Genomic DNA, 15173 nt, shown 5'->3' with positions numbered 1-15173 from the left:
GCCTGTTACCTGCGACTTGGCACTCTCTGGTACTTGTGTGCCAGACATTGTTCGGGTCATTCTCGGGTACTCACAACTTCAAGGACGGCTCGCTGATCGCAGCAGCCACCCCGGGATCGACGCGGGAGGCCACGATGCAAACCAACGATCCGGTTCGGGTAACACCGTTCCAGGCACAAGGGTCACTGCGAGGATTCCTGATAGGGGGTCGCTGGCCGGACAGCACCAAGGAGTGGGCGCAACTGCTCGCCCTGGCGGTGCGGGTGGCCAGCCTGCCCGGCCTGCTCGCCACCACCACGGTCTTCGGCGCGCGCGAGGACCTGCCGGACGATCCCCAGCCCGGCACGGTCGGGCTCGTCCTGGCCGAGGGACCGATCCTGGGCGAGCGGGCGCTGGAGCCCGGACGATTCGCCCACCATGTGCCGTCCGCCCTGATGATGCTGCATCCGCCCTCGGAAACGCGGCCGTCACTGCCCGAATGCAGCGGCGCGGCATCGGGCTGCGTCCTGCTGCCGGGCGTGCCGCATCTGGGCCTGCAGCATCGGGCCGCCTGGGTGGAGGCCGAGCTGGACGGCACCGTCACCTCCATGGTCAGCCGGGTCGGCGTCGATCCGATCAGCGATCCCGACACGGCGGTTCTGGCCATGCTGATCGCGGCGTGACGGGTACCCGAAAACTCCGGGTGGGACCGCCAAACTTATTGCGCGCATTGATGTTTCGATCGCGGCAGGTTGCGATGCGACAAATCGGAAGATAGGATAGCCATAGCGAAGGGGAGTAGCCCCCAATCGCGTGGTCGACACGCTGACCCCCCGGGGTCCGGCCACGCGAACCGGCACCGCGGCGATCATGGCATCGCAGGCTCCGGTGGGCGAGACCTTCGGCCGACAGACCAACCGAATTCTCGGATGCGTTGTCGGCCGACGGGCATCCCGCCTCGAGGCCGGCAGGCCGAAGAGCTGGGAGCCACCGATGATCGCCACGATATTGCTGAGTTTCGGCGCGCTGTTCCTCGCCGAACTGGGGGATAAATCACAGCTGATGGCGTTGACGTTCGCGCTGCGCTATCGGTGGTGGGTCGTCCTGTCGGGTATCACCGCGGCGAGCATCGCGGTCAATCTGATCGCCGTCGGGGTCGGACATTTCCTCGGTGCGTCCCTGCCCACCGATGTGATCGCGATCATCACCGCGGTCGTTCTGCTCGCGGTCGGCCTGTGGACCCTGCGCGATGCGCACGGTGGATCGAAGAAGGACGAGGCCGCGCCCGCCGCGGACGATTCTCCGGCCCGCTCACCCCTCCGAGTGTTCTTCATGGTGTTGTCGGCATTCCTGCTCGCCGAACTCGGCGACCGCACCATGTTCGCGATCATCGCCCTGTCCTCGAGTCACAACTGGGTGGCCGTCTGGATCGGGTCGGTCGCGGGCATGGTGGCCGCCGGTGGACTGGCGATCGCCCTGGGCATCGCGGTCGGCAAGCACGTGCCCGAGCGGGCGATCGCGATCGGCTCGGGTCTGCTGTTCCTCTACATCGGCGCGGCCACGCTGCTCTCGGGCGTGGCGCCCCAGCTGGGACGTCTGCCGGAGCTGGCGATCTCGCTGCTCGTGCCCGCGGCGGCGGGAGTCGTGCTCTGGCTGCTCGGCAGGTCCCGCACCGCCGCGCGAGCGGAGACGCCGGCCTGTGGCGAAGAGGATCCCCGCCCGCTGGACAGCTATCGCTGATCGCCCGGCTCGGCGTGGCCGGATCAGCTCGGCGCGATCGCCGACATCGTGCCGAACAGGTCCCCACTGCGCCGCAACAGACCGAGCAACGGTTCCCGCAGGGCCTGCAGACCGTCCAGATCGTCGGCGGCGACCTTGGCGGTGACCATGGCGCTGAGCGCGGCGACCAGCGTCTGACAGGCGAACAACTGCTCCTCGGTATGCGCGTCGAGAATGTCGGCGACCATCCGCACGAACGAATCCTGCAACCGCGCCCGCCGGGCGATCGCCGCCGGGCCGACCGCATACACCTCGATCAGGAACAGGCGCGCCTCGGCCGGTTCGGCGGCCAGCCCCTCGAGGTAGGCGCTCAGCATCGCACCGATCCGCTCTTCACGGGTGACCGGCGAATCCGATTGTGCCCTGGCCGTATCCGCGATCCGCGCGATGAGCATCTGCACCGCGCGTTCGTAGGCGCCCTCGAAACAGTGCTCCTTGGAACGGAATTGCTCGTAGAAGGTCTCCCGCGAGACGCCGGCCCGTTTGATGATCGTCGCGACCGACGTTCCCACATAACCATGTTCGGTCATCACCTGTGCCATCGCACCGAGGATGCGGTCGCGCTGGGAGGCGATCACCGTCTCCCGGGGCAGGCCGTGGCGGCCCCGGGGTAGCTGGCGGTTGGTGGCGGCCGGGTCGGACATGGGCTGCTCCGTCTCCAATGTTCGGTTCGCACCATTGTGGCGCAATCGCAATCCCCCGAACCGCGAAGCCACGAGGGCCGGTTAGTGTGCCAGGTGAGGGATGGCCTGGCGAGGGGCCGTCACCGAATGAGAGGACCACATCACCGTGGAGATTTCCGGCTCTGCCGCAATCATCACCGGGGCCGCGTCCGGCCTGGGCGCCGCGACCGCCAAGCGCTTCGCCGACGCCGGCGCCACCGTCTTCGGGCTGGACCTGCCGCAGTCGATCGAGCGAGCGGGCGACAAGGTTCCCGCGGGTATCACGCTGCTCCCGAGCGATGTGACCAACGGCGACGAGGTCGCGGCGGCGGTCACCACCGTCGTGGAATCCGGTACGCCGCTGCGCATCGTGGTCAACTGCGCCGGAGTGGGCTGGGCCGGGCGGATCCTGTCCAAGAACGGCCCGCACGATCTGGAGCTGTTCCGCACGGTGATCACCGTCAACCTGCTCGGCACCTTCAACGTCATGCGGCTGGCCGCCGACGCCATCTCGAAGACCGATCCGGTCGACGAGTTCGGCCAGCGCGGCGTCGTGGTCAACACCGCGTCGGTGGCCGCGTTCGAGGGCCAGATCGGCCAGATCGCCTACTCCGCGTCCAAGGGCGGCGTCGCGGGCATGACCATCCCGGCCGCGCGCGACCTGGCGCAGTTCGGCATCCGGGTCAACACCATCGCCCCCGGCATCATCGACACCCCGATGCTGGCCGGAGTCACCGAGGAGTACCGCAAGGGCCTCGAGGCCGGTGTGCCGTTCCCGTCCCGCCTGGGCCGCCCGGACGAATACGCGCAGCTGGCGCAGTACATCGCCGAGCACGACTACCTCAACGGCGAGACCATCCGCATGGACGGCGCCCTGCGCATGGCGCCGCGGTAGACACCCTGAAGTACGGACAGGGCCCGCATCGCACAGTGCGATGCGGGCCTTGCTGTCCGAACGCCGTGATCAGACCGTGCGGGTGAGCCGCTCGGTGAGGATGTGGGCGAAGTGGGACGGGTCCTTCAGCTCGCCGCCCTCGGCCAGGACCGCCGTGCCGTAGAGCAGTTCCGCGGTCTCGCCGAGTTCGGGGGCATTGCCGGAGTCGACGGCGTCCTTGTTCTGGAAGTACGCGTCGCGCAGGCCCGTCACCAGGGGGTGGGTCGGGTTCAGTTCCAGGATCCGCTTGGTCTCCGGGAGCGCCTGTCCGGATGCGCGATACATCCGCTCCAACTGCGGGGTGAAGTCGAAGACGTCACCGACCAGGCAGGCCGGGGAGGTGGTGAGCCTGGAGCTGAGCCGGACCTGTTTGACGCTGTCGTCCAGGGCCTTCTGCAGCCAGGTCAGCACGTCGCCGAAGTCCTTGTCCTGCTGTTCGCGCAGGGCCTCGGACTCCTTCTTCTCATCCTCGGACTCCAGGTCCACCTCGCCCTTGGCAATGGACTGGAACTGCTTGCCGTCGAATTCGGTGACCGAACCGACCCACATCTCGTCGACCGGGTCGGTGAGTACCAGCACCTCGAGCCCCTTGGCCTTGAAGGCCTCCATATGCGGCGAGGCCTCGATCTGGTGCCGGGACTCGCCGGTCATGTAGAAGATCTTGTCTTGGCCCTCGGCCATGCGCTCGACGTACTCGGTCAGCGTGGTCGGCTGGTCGTCCGAATGCGTCGAGGCGAAAGACGAGACCTGCAACAGGGTTTCGCGGTTGTCGAAGTCGTTCAGCAGGCCCTCCTTGAGGACTCGGCCGAACTCTTTCCAGAATGTCTGGTAGCTGGTCTTGTCCTCGGCGCCCTGAAGATCCTTGACCGTGGAGAGCACCTTGCGCACCAGACGCTTGCGGATCGCCTGAATCTGCCGGTCCTGCTGCAGGATCTCGCGAGAGACGTTGAGCGACAGGTCCTGCGCGTCCACCACGCCCTTGACGAAGCGCAGATACTCAGGCATCAGCTCCTCGCAGTTGTCCATGATGAACACCCGGCGCACGTACAGCTGCACGCCGCGCTGATGCTCGCGCATGAACAGGTCGAAGGGCGCGGTCGAGGGGATGAACAGCAGCGCCTGATATTCGAACGTGCCCTCGGCCTTGAACGGGATGATCTCCAGCGGATCGTCCCAGGCGTGCGAGACGTGCTTGTAGAACTCCTTGTACTCCTCGTCGGAGACCTCGCTGCGCGGCCGCGTCCACAGCGCCTTCTGCGAGTTGAGAATCTGGTCCTCGAGGACCGTCTTCTCTTCCTTCTCCTCCCCCTCGCCCTCGGAAATCGTCCGCTCCACCTGCATGCGAATCGGCCAGGCGATGAAATCGGAGTACTTCTTGACGATCTCGCGGAGCTTCCACTCCTTGGTGTAGTCGAAGAGGTGATCGTCCTCGTCGACCGTCTTCAGATGCAGCGACACCGCGGTGCCCTGCGGTGCGGAATCCAGCGTCTCGATGGTGTAAGTGGAGGATCCGGCCGCGGACTCCCAGCGCGTGGCCTCGGATTCGCCCGCCTTGCGCGTGGTCAGCGCGACCTTGTCGGCCACCATGAAGGTCGAGTAGAAGCCGATGCCGAACTGACCGATCAGCTCCTCGGCCGCCTGATCCGGCTTGGCCTCGAGCAGCTGCTTGCGCAGCTGGGCCGTGCCCGACTTGGCCAGGGTGCCGATCAGATCCACCACCTCGGCCTTGCTCATGCCGATGCCGTTGTCGCGTACGGTGAGGATCCGCTTCTCGGCGTCGACCTCCAGCTCGACGTGCAGGTCGGAGGTGTCGACCTCCAGATCTTTGTCCTGGTAGGACGCCATCTTCAGCTTGTCCAACGCATCGGAGGCGTTGGAGATCAACTCGCGAAGAAAGGTGTCTTTGTTCGAATAGACCGAGTGGATCATCAGTTCAAGAAGCTGATGGGTCTCGGCCTGAAACTCCAGCTGTTCGACGTGCTCAGTCACGCGCCGATAATACGTCGGGGATATTCGGGGTCGCAGAGCTCACCCACCCCGGTGGCTCCGCCGGCCCTCCGTACCGCCGAAGTCGGCCACGCTGGGCACCTCGGCGGCGGCGCTTCGCCCGCCGGGCGTGGTCGGGACCATCCATTCGCGCAGGGCCTTCGTCGCGCGGACGTCGTCCTCGTTGTATTCCAGCAGCCGGGTGCGCTGGGACAGGTCGACCTCGCCACCGTCGTAGCCGACCGCGAGGCGATACCAGCTCATCGACGCCTCGCCGCCCGCCTCGGGATCGCGCCAGGAGAATCCGGCGACCGGGGCGATCTTCTTCAGGCCCTTGCCGCCCGGGCAGATGAACTGTTCGGACACCGCCTGGAACATGTCCACCCATTCCGGACTGTCCACGAAATCCCGCACCTGCTGTTCGGTCGGCACGCCCGGTTCGCCCGCGAACCGGCGCGCGGACTCGTAGAGCCACTTGTCCTCGGCTGTGCGCGAATAGCAATAGGCGGCAAAGGTTTTCCCGGACGCGGCGGCGTCGGCACGCACGCTCATCAACCAGATCCAGAATTCGGCGAAGGAGCGGGCCTCGTCGCGGGTGGGCAACGGATCCCAGGTGACGAACGGCCGGTACACCCCGTCCAGCAGGGTGCCCCACAGATATGCGCCGTACTCCTGGTAACTCTCCAGATCCACGTCCACCTCGACGTCGGCGCGGCGCACCCGCAACTGCTCGAACCGGCGGACCACGGGCGCGCCGGAAATCCAGGCCCGCGCGGTGACGACGGTCTCGATGAACGGCTCGTATTGCCAATCGTCGGGATCCTCACCGCTCCACCCGGCCAGATCCTCGACGGTCTCCACATCGTGCCGGCGCAGCAGTTCCGCGCGCGAGCCCGGCGCCACCAGGCTCACATCGCGATGGTCGGTGAGCCAGCGCTCGCAACTCGGGGTGTCGGATGCGCCCGAGCGGGACCACCACGGGCACTGCCGGCATTCGGGCACCTTGGACGGCACCGTCGGCAGCTCGCCGCGCACCACCGCGATCCGGTCGGCGTAGCGGCGGTCGTAATCGTCGAGCACCGCGCCCAGATCGTGCACGAGGATGCGGTCGGCGACCAGGCCGATCACGCCACCGACCAGGGCGGGGCCGGCCAGGCCGTGCCGCTGCAGCATGCGGTAGAGATGGGCCAGGCGCTGCTGGTCACGCGGCTGCGGGCGGGTGCGCACATGCCTGTCCAGCTGCGGATCCCAGCGGTACAGATCCGAGGTCAGGGGATGGAAATCGGCCGGATCGGGCTGCCGGGGATCGGTCACCTTGTGATTGACCACGATCACCGGGATGTAGCCGCCGCGATCGGGATCGCGCAGCAGGATCTCCGCACCGCCGCGCCGGCCGGTGTCCGGCTCCTGCGGCAGCACCGCACCCCAGATGCGCGGGACCGCCTCGGCGGCCGCGCGCATGGTCGCCTCGGCCCGCGCCGCGGCCGGCTGCGCCGGATCGATGATCACCCACTGCGCCGGATCGGCCGCCACCAGCGTGTCGCGCACATGCTCCCGGTGCGCCACGGCCGCCTCGCGCCGCTGTGTCACGCCGGTGTCCTCTGCCACACCGAACAGTATCTCGGGATGGGTCGCGGTCAGGTGCAGCCGGTGACGACAGCCGATCAGCGACCGCGCGTCGAGGAAAGCCCCGCGAGGGGCAACGGAATCGGAACGCTCGGACAGCTTTTCGTGCACCGCGGCCCCCTGCCGCTGTGCCGCATCACCGTTACCCTCGTGACCATTCCGGTCGTCACTGCCCGAATACACACTTAGCAGTATGGTCCTCCCCCCTGACAACCTCGTGAACCGCACCGCACGGAACGAACACGGCCCTGCGCCGAACACAGCGCGCTGCTTGTCACATGCTTCGGGTATACATTTCTTGAATCGGGCGGCAAGTCCGTCAGGTCCGCGACGCCGCACGGCGCAACACGACAAGCACGGAGGGTGCAATGGGGTTGGTGGGGTTGTTCACCAAGCGCAAGCGGCGCGCGGACCGCAAGGCCGAGGCCAAGGCACTGGTGCACAAGGCCAAGATGGAGGCCAAGCTCGGCGCGCGCAACGAACGTAAGCGCGACCGCGCGGCCGCCCGGACCGAGCGCGATGTGGCCAAGCAGCGGATCACCACGCTCAAGGCCGAGGAGAAGGCCGCACTGAAGGTGGCAGAGAAGGCCGAGCGCGACCTGTTCAGCGCCGGGCAGGTCAAGAAATATCTCGGTGTGGCCCGCGTACTGATTCCGGTGCTGGCGCCACTGGCCTACCGCGCCGCGACATTCATCCGCGGGCAGATCGACTCCCGACGGGCCCATCAGCTCGGCGTCGGCGTGGACCAGCTGGGCGACTTCGCCGGTCACGGCGCTCGGCTCCAGGCCCGCATCAGCGGGGCCGAGTCCGCCCTCTCCGAGATCTCGAACAAGGCCGGTAAAGACGCCGAGACGCAGAAGTTCGTCACCGCCTCGCGCGGCCGTCTCGACAGCCTGAACGCCGCGATCCGCACCGCCGAGCAGATGCCCGCGACGCGCCGCCGCGCGGTGCACACCTCGATCTCCCACGAACTGTCCGGCGTCGAGGCCGACGTGCTCGCCCGCCTCGGGGTGCGCTGAGCAAGAACTCACGAGACAGGCCATGTACGACCACGGCAATACGAGCGGCACCGGGCCGCTGAGAGGTGTCGTGGTCGGCGTGACGGTGGCGACCCTGGCCGCGGCCGCACACGGACTGGCCGGGGGCGGCTATCCGGGATCGGCGGCGCTGACCCTGCTGCTGCTCACCGCCGCCGGCGTGGGCGCGATCGCGAGCCTGCTACCGGTCCCCGCCGGGATGTCCGGGCGGGCGGCCCTGCTGGGCACCCTGGCCGCCGGGCAGATGACCGGGCACCTGGCGATGACGGTCGCGAACGCGCCCGGCTCGATGTCGATGATGCACGAGTCGTCCAGCGGCGCCCACATATTCGGCCACTTCCCGGCGATGCTGGGGCTCTCGTCCGGGCCGATGGTCCTCGCGCACACCGCCGCGACCCTGTTGTGCGCGGTGCTGATCACGGCCACCGAACGCCTGTACACCCTTGCCTCACAGACCGTCCGGACACTCACGGCACATCCGCGGCCGCTCGTGCCGCCCGGTCCGGCCCGATGGTCCGGCTCCCCTCGACGTCCCTACCGCTTTCTCCGCACAGCGGGCCTCGGCTCGCGCGCGCCGCCGGCGCCGGCCTGATCAGCCGACACCAACTCACCGACAGAGAAAGCAATACACCTATGCCTACTGTGATTTCGCGCGCCCTCATCGCCACGGGCGCCGCCGCCGGACTGGCCCTGCTTGCCGCCGGAACCGCCGCCGCCCACGTCGAGGTCACCTCGCCGGGCGCGCACCAGGGCGACGACGCGGTGCTGACCTTCCGTGTCCCGGACGAATCGGAAACCGCGTCGACCACCAAGCTCAGCATCACCCTGCCGAATGTCGACGAGGCGTACACCCAGCCCTTGGCGGGCTGGACCCCAACCCTGACCAAGAACGACAAGAACCAGTACACAACGGTCACCTGGACCGCGGATCCGGGGAACGCGGGCATCTCCCCGGGACAGTTCCAACTGTTCCCCGTGCTCGTCGCACCCCTGCCCAAACAGGACAGGGCCACCTTCCCCGCCGTGCAGACCTACAGCGACGGCAAGATCGTCACCTGGAACCAGCAGCCCGGACCGGACGGCAAGGAACCGGAGAATCCGACGCCGTCGCTGACCCTGGCCGCGGCCGATTCCGATGACGACATGGCCGGTATGACGTCGAACACCAAGTCCGCCTCCGAGACCGACAACACGGCTCGCTGGCTCGGCGGCGTCGGTCTGGTACTGGGCGCCCTCGGCGCGGCCTTCGGGCTCGGCGCGATCGTGCGGGGGCGGCGGGCATGATTCGCCGGTTCTTCTCGGCGATCGCCACCGCGCTGCTGGTCGGCGGCTTCGCCGTGCTGGCGGCCGGACCGGCGAGCGCGCATTCGGTGCTCATCGCGGTGGATCCACCGGACGGCGCACAGCTGAGCACCGGCCCCGCGCGGGTCACGTTCACCTTCAACGAGAATCTGCAACCCAGCTTCCCGTCGGTGACCCTGGTCGGCCCCGACGGCAACCTGTGGTCCGAGGGCGATCCGGTGGTCGACGGCCCGCACGCCGGCATCGCGGTCCGCCCGCTCGGACCCGCGGGCAAGTACACGATGGCCTACCGGGTGACCTCCGCGGACGGACATCCGGTCAGCGGAACGCGCACCTTCACCCTCACCGTGCCCGGCCACGGCACGCCGGGACCGAAGGCGAGCGCCGCGGCCGAATCACACGGCGGCGGCGGTTCCGGCGGCATCCCGGTGTGGGTGTTCATCGTCGTCGCGGTCGTGCTGTTCGGCGGTGGGCTCGCGATCGCGCTGCTGGGCGGGAAACGCAAGCCCCGCACCTAGTGTGAGGTAAAGGAGTACGTGGTGGGCCAGGCGTCCGGCGGCAGTTCGACCGCCCTGCGTTCGATACTGCTGCTGGTCGTCCCGGCCGCACTGCTGGGCGCCGGATTGGCCTGGGCGTTGGCCGCCCCCGACCCGATGGAGGGTGAAGCGCCGCTGCGGGCCCTGGCCGACTGTGCCGGGGCGACCGTCATCGGCCTGGCGGCGCTTCCTCGGCTGCATCGGCGGCTGGCCCCGCCGTGGAAACAGCTGACCGTGGTCGCCGGGATCTGGACCGCACTGGAATTCGCGCTGCTGGCCTGTGAGGCGGCCGCGGTCGTCGATGTGCGGGTAACCCGGCTCAGCCCAGCGGAATTCGGCGCCTACATCGCCCATTCCAGCAGCGGCCAGATAGGCGTGGCGATCCTGATCGGCGCCGCCGTGGTCGCCGGATACAGCGGGCTGGCCTACCGGCGGCCCGACCGGGCCGCGATCGAGCTGGTGCTGATGTTCGCGGCCGTCGCGCTCGAGCTGCGGCCGATCACGGGCCATATGTCCCAGCAGATGCTGGGCGCCGTCTTCGGGGCCATGCACGTGCTGGCCGCGGCCGTCTGGTTCGGGGTGCTGCTGGCCCTGGCGCTGGTGCTGCGCACCCGGGGTGAATGGGCCGAGGTACTGCCCAGGTACTCCTCCTGGGCGCTGCCCGCGGTGGTCGCGGTCACGGTCAGCGGCGTGATCAACGCTCTGGTCAAGCTCGGTGGGCTGGCGCCCCTGGTGGATACCGGCTATGGGCGCATCCTGCTCGCCAAGGCCGTGCTGCTGGCGGGACTGATCGTGCTGGGCTGGTGGTGGCGGCGCACCTGGGTTCCGGTCGCCGCCGACCATCGGATGTCCGCCGAGTCCTCGCTGCGGCGCGCGGTGTGCGAGGTGATCGTGATCGCGGTGGTGTTCGGCCTGGCCGCGGCGTTGTCCGTAACGGCGTGATCGCGACACACCGCAATAACATCCCGACCTCAGCGAAACCGACTGTTCGGCCCACTTCCGATGGAAGCTCGCAGAAAGGTCTCAGGGAACACTGACGGCCGCCATGGCAAGCTTGCTGCCGTGACCGAATCAGCAAAAATAGTCGCTACCGCGGACCTCGCCGACGAGATCGGTCCAGAGATTCGCAGCTGCGATACCCAATTCACGCAGTTCGGTGGTCTCGAATCCTTCAGCGGCCGGATCGTCACGATCCGCTGTTTCCAGGACAACCTGCTGGTCAAACAGACGCTGGGTGAGCCGGGCGAGGGCCGGGTGCTGGTGGTCGACGGCGGTGCGAGCGTGCATACCGCACTGGTCGGCGATGTCATCGCCGGTCGCGGCGTCGACAACGGCTGGTCCGGAGTGGTGGTCAACGGCGGGGTTCGCGATTCGGCGATCCTGCGCACCCTCGACATCGGCCTGAAGGCCCTGGGCACCAACCCGCGCAAGAGCACCCAGACCGGTTCGGGCGAGCGCGATGTGCCGGTCGAATTCGGGGGTGTGACGTTCGTGCCCGGGGAGATGCTCTACAGCGACCACGACGGAATCGTCGTGCGTGCCGAATGAGCGCCCCGGCCCGAACAGCTACGAACTCACCCGGGCCCGGTGTCCGGCGAGGGTGACCACGTCACCGGGCTGTAGCTGACGACCTCTGCGCAACTCGACCTCATCGTTTACGCGAACCAGCCCGGCGGCGATAACTGTCTTGGCCTCCGAACCGCTTTCGATGAGGTTGGCCAGCTTCAGGAACTGCCCGAGTCGAATGACCTCGTCTTCGATCGGCACATCGACTGGATCCGACATGGGTTACATCTTTACTTCCCGCGCCCGCGACGGCGCATCCGCCCCCCGGGGCGGCCCGCCTGGGCCCCCGGTCGGGACGGACATGCCTGCCAACGTTCTGCATTCGAGCGAGGTCAACATTCACACTGGTTCGGTGACATCGACATCCGGCGCAGCGACTGCTGTGAGGTCCAAGCGCCGGCGCTCCAACGCTGACCAGCCGCCCCGGGATCCCGAGCACACGTCGCGCTCGCCCGAGGTGCCGCACCGCGCGCACGGCCGGTTGAGCGAAGTCCCGCACCTGGCGGGCCTGGTCCTGGGTATCTACGCGGTCCTGTGCATGCTGTGGAGCATCTCCCCCGGCCTGCGGTTCATCACCCAGGTGCCGCGACACTACGTCGACGACTACTACTTCGACTCGCCGGAGACCTCGCTGGTCTGGGCGCTGATGATCGGCCTGCTCGCCGGCGCGACCGCGAGCCGCAAGCGGATCGCGTGGTGGCTGCTGGTCGCCTATATGACCTCGTTCGCGGTGGCCAACTCGCTCGAGTTCGCCGACGAGCACAGCGTCAGTTCACTGATCGCGCTGGTCGTGCATGTCGCGGTGATCGGGCTGCTGATCGTCGCGTGGCCCGAGTTCTACACCCAGGTGCGCCGCGGTGCGCTGTGGAAGGCGCTGGGCGTGCTGGCCGGCGGGCTGACCATCGGATGTCTGCTCGGCTGGGGTCTGGTCGAGCTGTTCCCGGGAACCCTGCCGCGCGGCTGGGAGCGCCCGGGCTGGGCGGTGTCCAAGGTGACCGCGGCGATCCTGGTCAGCACCGACCAATTCGACGGTCAGCCACGGCATTTCGTGAATCTGCTGCTGGGCTTCTTCGGTTTCCTCGCGGTGCTGGTGGCCGCCCTGGTGCTGTTCAGCTCGCAACGCGCCTCCAACGCGCTGACCGGTCTGGACGAATCGGCGATCCGCGGGCTGCTGGAGCGCTCGGATGTCGAGGATTCGCTGGGCTACTTCGCCACCCGGCGCGACAAGGCGGTGGTCTTCGCGCCCAGCGGTAAGGCGGCCGTCACCTACCGGGTCGAGCTGGGTGTCTGCCTGGCCTCGGGCGACCCGATCGGCATGAAGGAGGCGTGGGGGCAGGCGATCGACGCCTGGCTGCGCCTGGCCGACCAGTACGGTTGGGCACCTGCGGTGATGGGCGCCAGCGAACTCGGGGCCCAGGCGTATCGCCGGGCCGGCCTGTCGGCGCTGCGGCTCGGTGACGAGGCGATCCTGGAGACCCGCACGTTCTCCCTGGCCGGCCCGGAGATGAAGCAGGTCCGCCAGGCCACCAACCGGCTGCGTAAACAGGGCATCACCGTGCGCATCCGCCGCCACAACGAGATCCCGGCCGAGGATTTCGCCCAGGTGATCGCGCGCGCGGACGCGTGGCGCGACACCGAGACCGAACGCGGTTTCTCCATGGCCCTCGGCCGCCTGGGCGATCCGCTGGACGGCTGCTGCCTGCTGGTCGAGGCGGTGTCGCACATGGGCGAGGCGAACGAGCGGGTGCTCGGCATGCTCTCGCTGGTGCCGTGGGGACGCACCGGTGTCTCGCTGGAACTGATGCGCCGGGATCCCAAGGGCCCCAACGGCGTCATGGAGCTCATGATCTCCCAGCTGGCGCTGACCTCCGAGCAGTACGGCATCACCCGGGTATCGCTGAACTTCGCGGTGTTCCGCGCGGTGTTCGAGGAGGGCGGGCGCATCGGCGCCGGTCCGATCCTGCGGCTGTGGCGCGGCGTGCTGATGTTCTTCTCACGCTGGTGGCAGCTCGAGGCGCTGTACCGATCGAATGTGAAGTATCAGCCGCAGTGGGTGCCGCGGTTCTCGTTGTTCGAGGAGCGCCGCAATCTGGTGCGCGTGGCGATTGCCAGCGCCCTGGCCGAGGGGTTCCTGCCGCGTTTCGGCAAACAGCCGGATCCGGCGGTGCACACCGGCATTCGCTCCGCGGTGCCGCCGACCATGACCGGCCTGCACTCCGACGGCAGCGAGCCGGAGCTGCCGCCGGAGGATCTCGAGCACGCCGGTCCGCGGCGTCCCGAGCAGGTCCGGGTGCGCATGGACAAGGTGCAGCGGCTCGAGGCCGCCGGGCTGGACGCCTACCCGGTCGCCTATCCGCCCACCCACACCGTGGACCGCGCGCGGCGCTCGCCGAAGGGCACCACCGTCCGCGTGGCCGGGCGGCTGCTGCGCATTCGCGATTACGGCGGGGTGACCTTCGCGGTACTGCGCGACTGGTCCGGCGATATCCAACTGCTCATCGACCGCGGCCGGGTCGGCGCGCAGCGCTCGGACGAGTTCGACGAATTCTTCGACCTCGGCGACCTGATCGAGGTCAGCGGACAGATCGGGCAGAGCCGTCGCGGTGAGCTGTCGCTGCTGGCCCAGGACTGGCGGATGATCGGCAAATGCCTGCACCCGCTGCCGGACAAGTGGCGCGGGCTGTCGGATCCCGAAGCCCGGGTGCGCCAGCGGTACGTCGACATGGCGATCAACACCGACACCCGCGAGGTGCTGGCCAAGCGCAGTGCGGTGGTGCGCTCGCTGCGGGACACGTTGAACGGCTGGGGTTTCCTCGAGGTCGAGACACCGGTGCTGCAGCAGGTGCACGGCGGCGCGAACGCCACACCGTTCCAGACCCATATCAACGCCTACGACCTGGACCTGTACCTGCGCATCGCCCCGGAGCTGTATCTGAAGCGGCTGTGCGTGGGCGGTATGGAGAAGGTGTTCGAACTCGGCCGGGTATTCCGCAACGAGGGCGTGGACTACAGCCACAATCCGGAATTCACCATTCTGGAAGCCTATGAGGCGCACAGCGACTACCTGCGCATGATGCACGCCTGCCGCCAGCTCATCCAGGATGCGGCGCTGGTGGCGAACGGGAAGATGGTCGCGCTGCGGCCGAATCCGGACGGTTCGCTGGAGGAGGTGGACATCTCGGGTGAGTGGCCGGTCAAGACCGTGCACAGCGCGATCTCCGAGGCCCTCGGCGAGACGATCACACCCGAGACCGACGCCGAACAGCTGCGTGCGCTGTGCGACAAAGCCGGGGTGCCCTACCAGTTCGGCTGGGACTGCGGCCAGATCGTGCTGGAGATGTACGAGCATCTGGTCGAGGAGCACACCCAGGCGCCCACGTTCTACACCGACTTCCCCACCTCGGTCTCGCCGCTGACCCGCCAGCATCGCAGCATCGAGGGCGTGGCCGAGCGCTGGGATCTGGTGGCGTGGGGCGTGGAACTGGGCACCGCGTACAGCGAGCTGACCAACCCGATCGAGCAGCGCCGGCGGCTCACCGAGCAGTCGCTGCTGGCCGCCGGCGGCGATCCGGAGGCGATGGAACTGGACGAGGACTTCCTGCAGTCCCTCGAGCACGCCATGCCCCCGACCGGCGGTCTGGGCGTCGGCGTCGACCGGGTGGTGATGTTGATCACCGGCCGCAGCATCCGGGAAACCCTGCCCTTCCCACTGGTCAAGCCGCGCACCTGAGTTCACCGGCCCCGCCCGTCCGCGAGAGGCGGGTGT

Annotated in this window: 14 protein-coding genes; 10 read left to right on the top strand and 4 right to left on the bottom strand. The window is 68.3% G+C overall.

Features of this window, described 5'->3' with window-relative positions:
• Positions 1–134 precede the first annotated feature (134 nt).
• Both JZ791_RS00760 and JZ791_RS00755 read left to right on the top strand, forming a co-directional pair.
• Positions 135–662: a peptidase gene (locus tag JZ791_RS00760; RefSeq protein ID WP_216892109.1), complete on the top strand. Its 528-nt coding sequence runs from the start codon at positions 135–137 to the stop codon at positions 660–662.
• Positions 663–972: 310 nt separating this feature from the next.
• Positions 973–1719, top strand: coding sequence for a TMEM165/GDT1 family protein (locus tag JZ791_RS00755; protein ID WP_216892108.1), 747 nt, complete (start codon positions 973–975; stop codon positions 1717–1719).
• 23 nt (positions 1720–1742) lie between these two features.
• Here JZ791_RS00755 and JZ791_RS00750 read toward each other — a convergent pair whose 3' ends face one another.
• Complete coding sequence (locus JZ791_RS00750; RefSeq protein WP_216892107.1) at positions 1743–2402, bottom strand: TetR/AcrR family transcriptional regulator; 660 nt, start codon at positions 2400–2402, stop codon at positions 1743–1745.
• A gap of 145 nt (positions 2403–2547) precedes the next feature.
• On the opposite strand from JZ791_RS00750, the gene JZ791_RS00745 reads away from it, so the two are divergent.
• Complete coding sequence (locus JZ791_RS00745) at positions 2548–3315, top strand: SDR family NAD(P)-dependent oxidoreductase (RefSeq protein WP_216892106.1); 768 nt, start codon at positions 2548–2550, stop codon at positions 3313–3315.
• Positions 3316–3384: 69 nt separating this feature from the next.
• Here the strand turns inward: JZ791_RS00745 and htpG are convergent, their stop codons facing one another.
• Both htpG and JZ791_RS00735 read right to left on the bottom strand, forming a co-directional pair.
• Positions 3385–5343, bottom strand: coding sequence for a molecular chaperone HtpG (htpG, locus tag JZ791_RS00740; protein ID WP_216892105.1), 1959 nt, complete (start codon positions 5341–5343; stop codon positions 3385–3387).
• Positions 5344–5382: 39 nt separating this feature from the next.
• Complete coding sequence (locus JZ791_RS00735; protein ID WP_308162693.1) at positions 5383–7077, bottom strand: TM0106 family RecB-like putative nuclease; 1695 nt, start codon at positions 7075–7077, stop codon at positions 5383–5385.
• 266 nt (positions 7078–7343) lie between these two features.
• Between JZ791_RS00735 and JZ791_RS00730 the strand changes: the two genes are divergently transcribed.
• The 6 genes from JZ791_RS00730 (at position 7344) to rraA (ending at position 11389) form a co-directional block, all read left to right on the top strand.
• Positions 7344–7985, top strand: coding sequence for a DUF6474 family protein (locus JZ791_RS00730; RefSeq protein ID WP_216892186.1), 642 nt, complete (start codon positions 7344–7346; stop codon positions 7983–7985).
• A gap of 79 nt (positions 7986–8064) precedes the next feature.
• A complete protein-coding gene (locus JZ791_RS00725) occupies positions 8065–8595 on the top strand; it encodes a hypothetical protein (protein WP_216892103.1) in 531 nt (176 codons plus the stop codon).
• Positions 8596–8636: 41 nt separating this feature from the next.
• A complete protein-coding gene (locus JZ791_RS00720; RefSeq protein ID WP_216892102.1) occupies positions 8637–9287 on the top strand; it encodes a YcnI family protein in 651 nt (216 codons plus the stop codon).
• A complete protein-coding gene (locus JZ791_RS00715) occupies positions 9284–9823 on the top strand; it encodes a copper resistance CopC family protein (RefSeq protein WP_216892101.1) in 540 nt (179 codons plus the stop codon). Before JZ791_RS00720 ends, JZ791_RS00715 begins: the two co-directional genes overlap by 4 nt.
• A gap of 18 nt (positions 9824–9841) precedes the next feature.
• Positions 9842–10783, top strand: coding sequence for a CopD family protein (locus JZ791_RS00710; RefSeq protein WP_438804471.1), 942 nt, complete (start codon positions 9842–9844; stop codon positions 10781–10783).
• 120 nt (positions 10784–10903) lie between these two features.
• Complete coding sequence (gene rraA / locus JZ791_RS00705; RefSeq protein ID WP_216892100.1) at positions 10904–11389, top strand: ribonuclease E activity regulator RraA; 486 nt, start codon at positions 10904–10906, stop codon at positions 11387–11389.
• Positions 11390–11407: 18 nt separating this feature from the next.
• Here the strand turns inward: rraA and JZ791_RS00700 are convergent, their stop codons facing one another.
• Positions 11408–11626, bottom strand: a complete 219-nt coding sequence (locus tag JZ791_RS00700; RefSeq protein WP_216892099.1) for an RNA-binding S4 domain-containing protein — start codon at positions 11624–11626, stop codon at positions 11408–11410.
• A 238-nt stretch (positions 11627–11864) separates the two neighbouring features.
• Here JZ791_RS00700 and lysX point away from each other — a divergent pair, with 238 nt between their 5' ends.
• On the top strand, positions 11865–15137 hold the full coding sequence (gene lysX, locus JZ791_RS00695) for a bifunctional lysylphosphatidylglycerol synthetase/lysine--tRNA ligase LysX (RefSeq protein ID WP_308162692.1): 3273 nt from the start codon (positions 11865–11867) through the stop codon (positions 15135–15137).
• The last annotated feature ends 36 nt before the right edge of the window (positions 15138–15173 follow it).

Source organism: Nocardia alni, from assembly GCF_019038435.1.
In the GTDB taxonomy this organism is placed as follows: Bacteria; Actinomycetota; Actinomycetes; order Mycobacteriales; family Mycobacteriaceae; genus Nocardia; species Nocardia alni.
The sequence above is the reverse complement of the archived record's forward strand: the minus strand, read 5'-3'. Positions and strand labels throughout refer to the sequence as shown.

Coding starts and splice junctions, on each gene's coding strand:
- JZ791_RS00760 (WP_216892109.1), top strand. CDS start 135: ATGCAAACCAACGATCCGGTTCGGGTAACACCGTTCCAGGCACAAGGG.
- JZ791_RS00755 (WP_216892108.1), top strand. CDS start 973: ATGATCGCCACGATATTGCTGAGTTTCGGCGCGCTGTTCCTCGCCGAA.
- JZ791_RS00750 (WP_216892107.1), bottom strand. CDS start 2,402: ATGTCCGACCCGGCCGCCACCAACCGCCAGCTACCCCGGGGCCGCCAC.
- JZ791_RS00720 (WP_216892102.1), top strand. CDS start 8,637: ATGCCTACTGTGATTTCGCGCGCCCTCATCGCCACGGGCGCCGCCGCC.
- JZ791_RS00715 (WP_216892101.1), top strand. CDS start 9,284: ATGATTCGCCGGTTCTTCTCGGCGATCGCCACCGCGCTGCTGGTCGGC.
- JZ791_RS00700 (WP_216892099.1), bottom strand. CDS start 11,626: ATGTCGGATCCAGTCGATGTGCCGATCGAAGACGAGGTCATTCGACTC.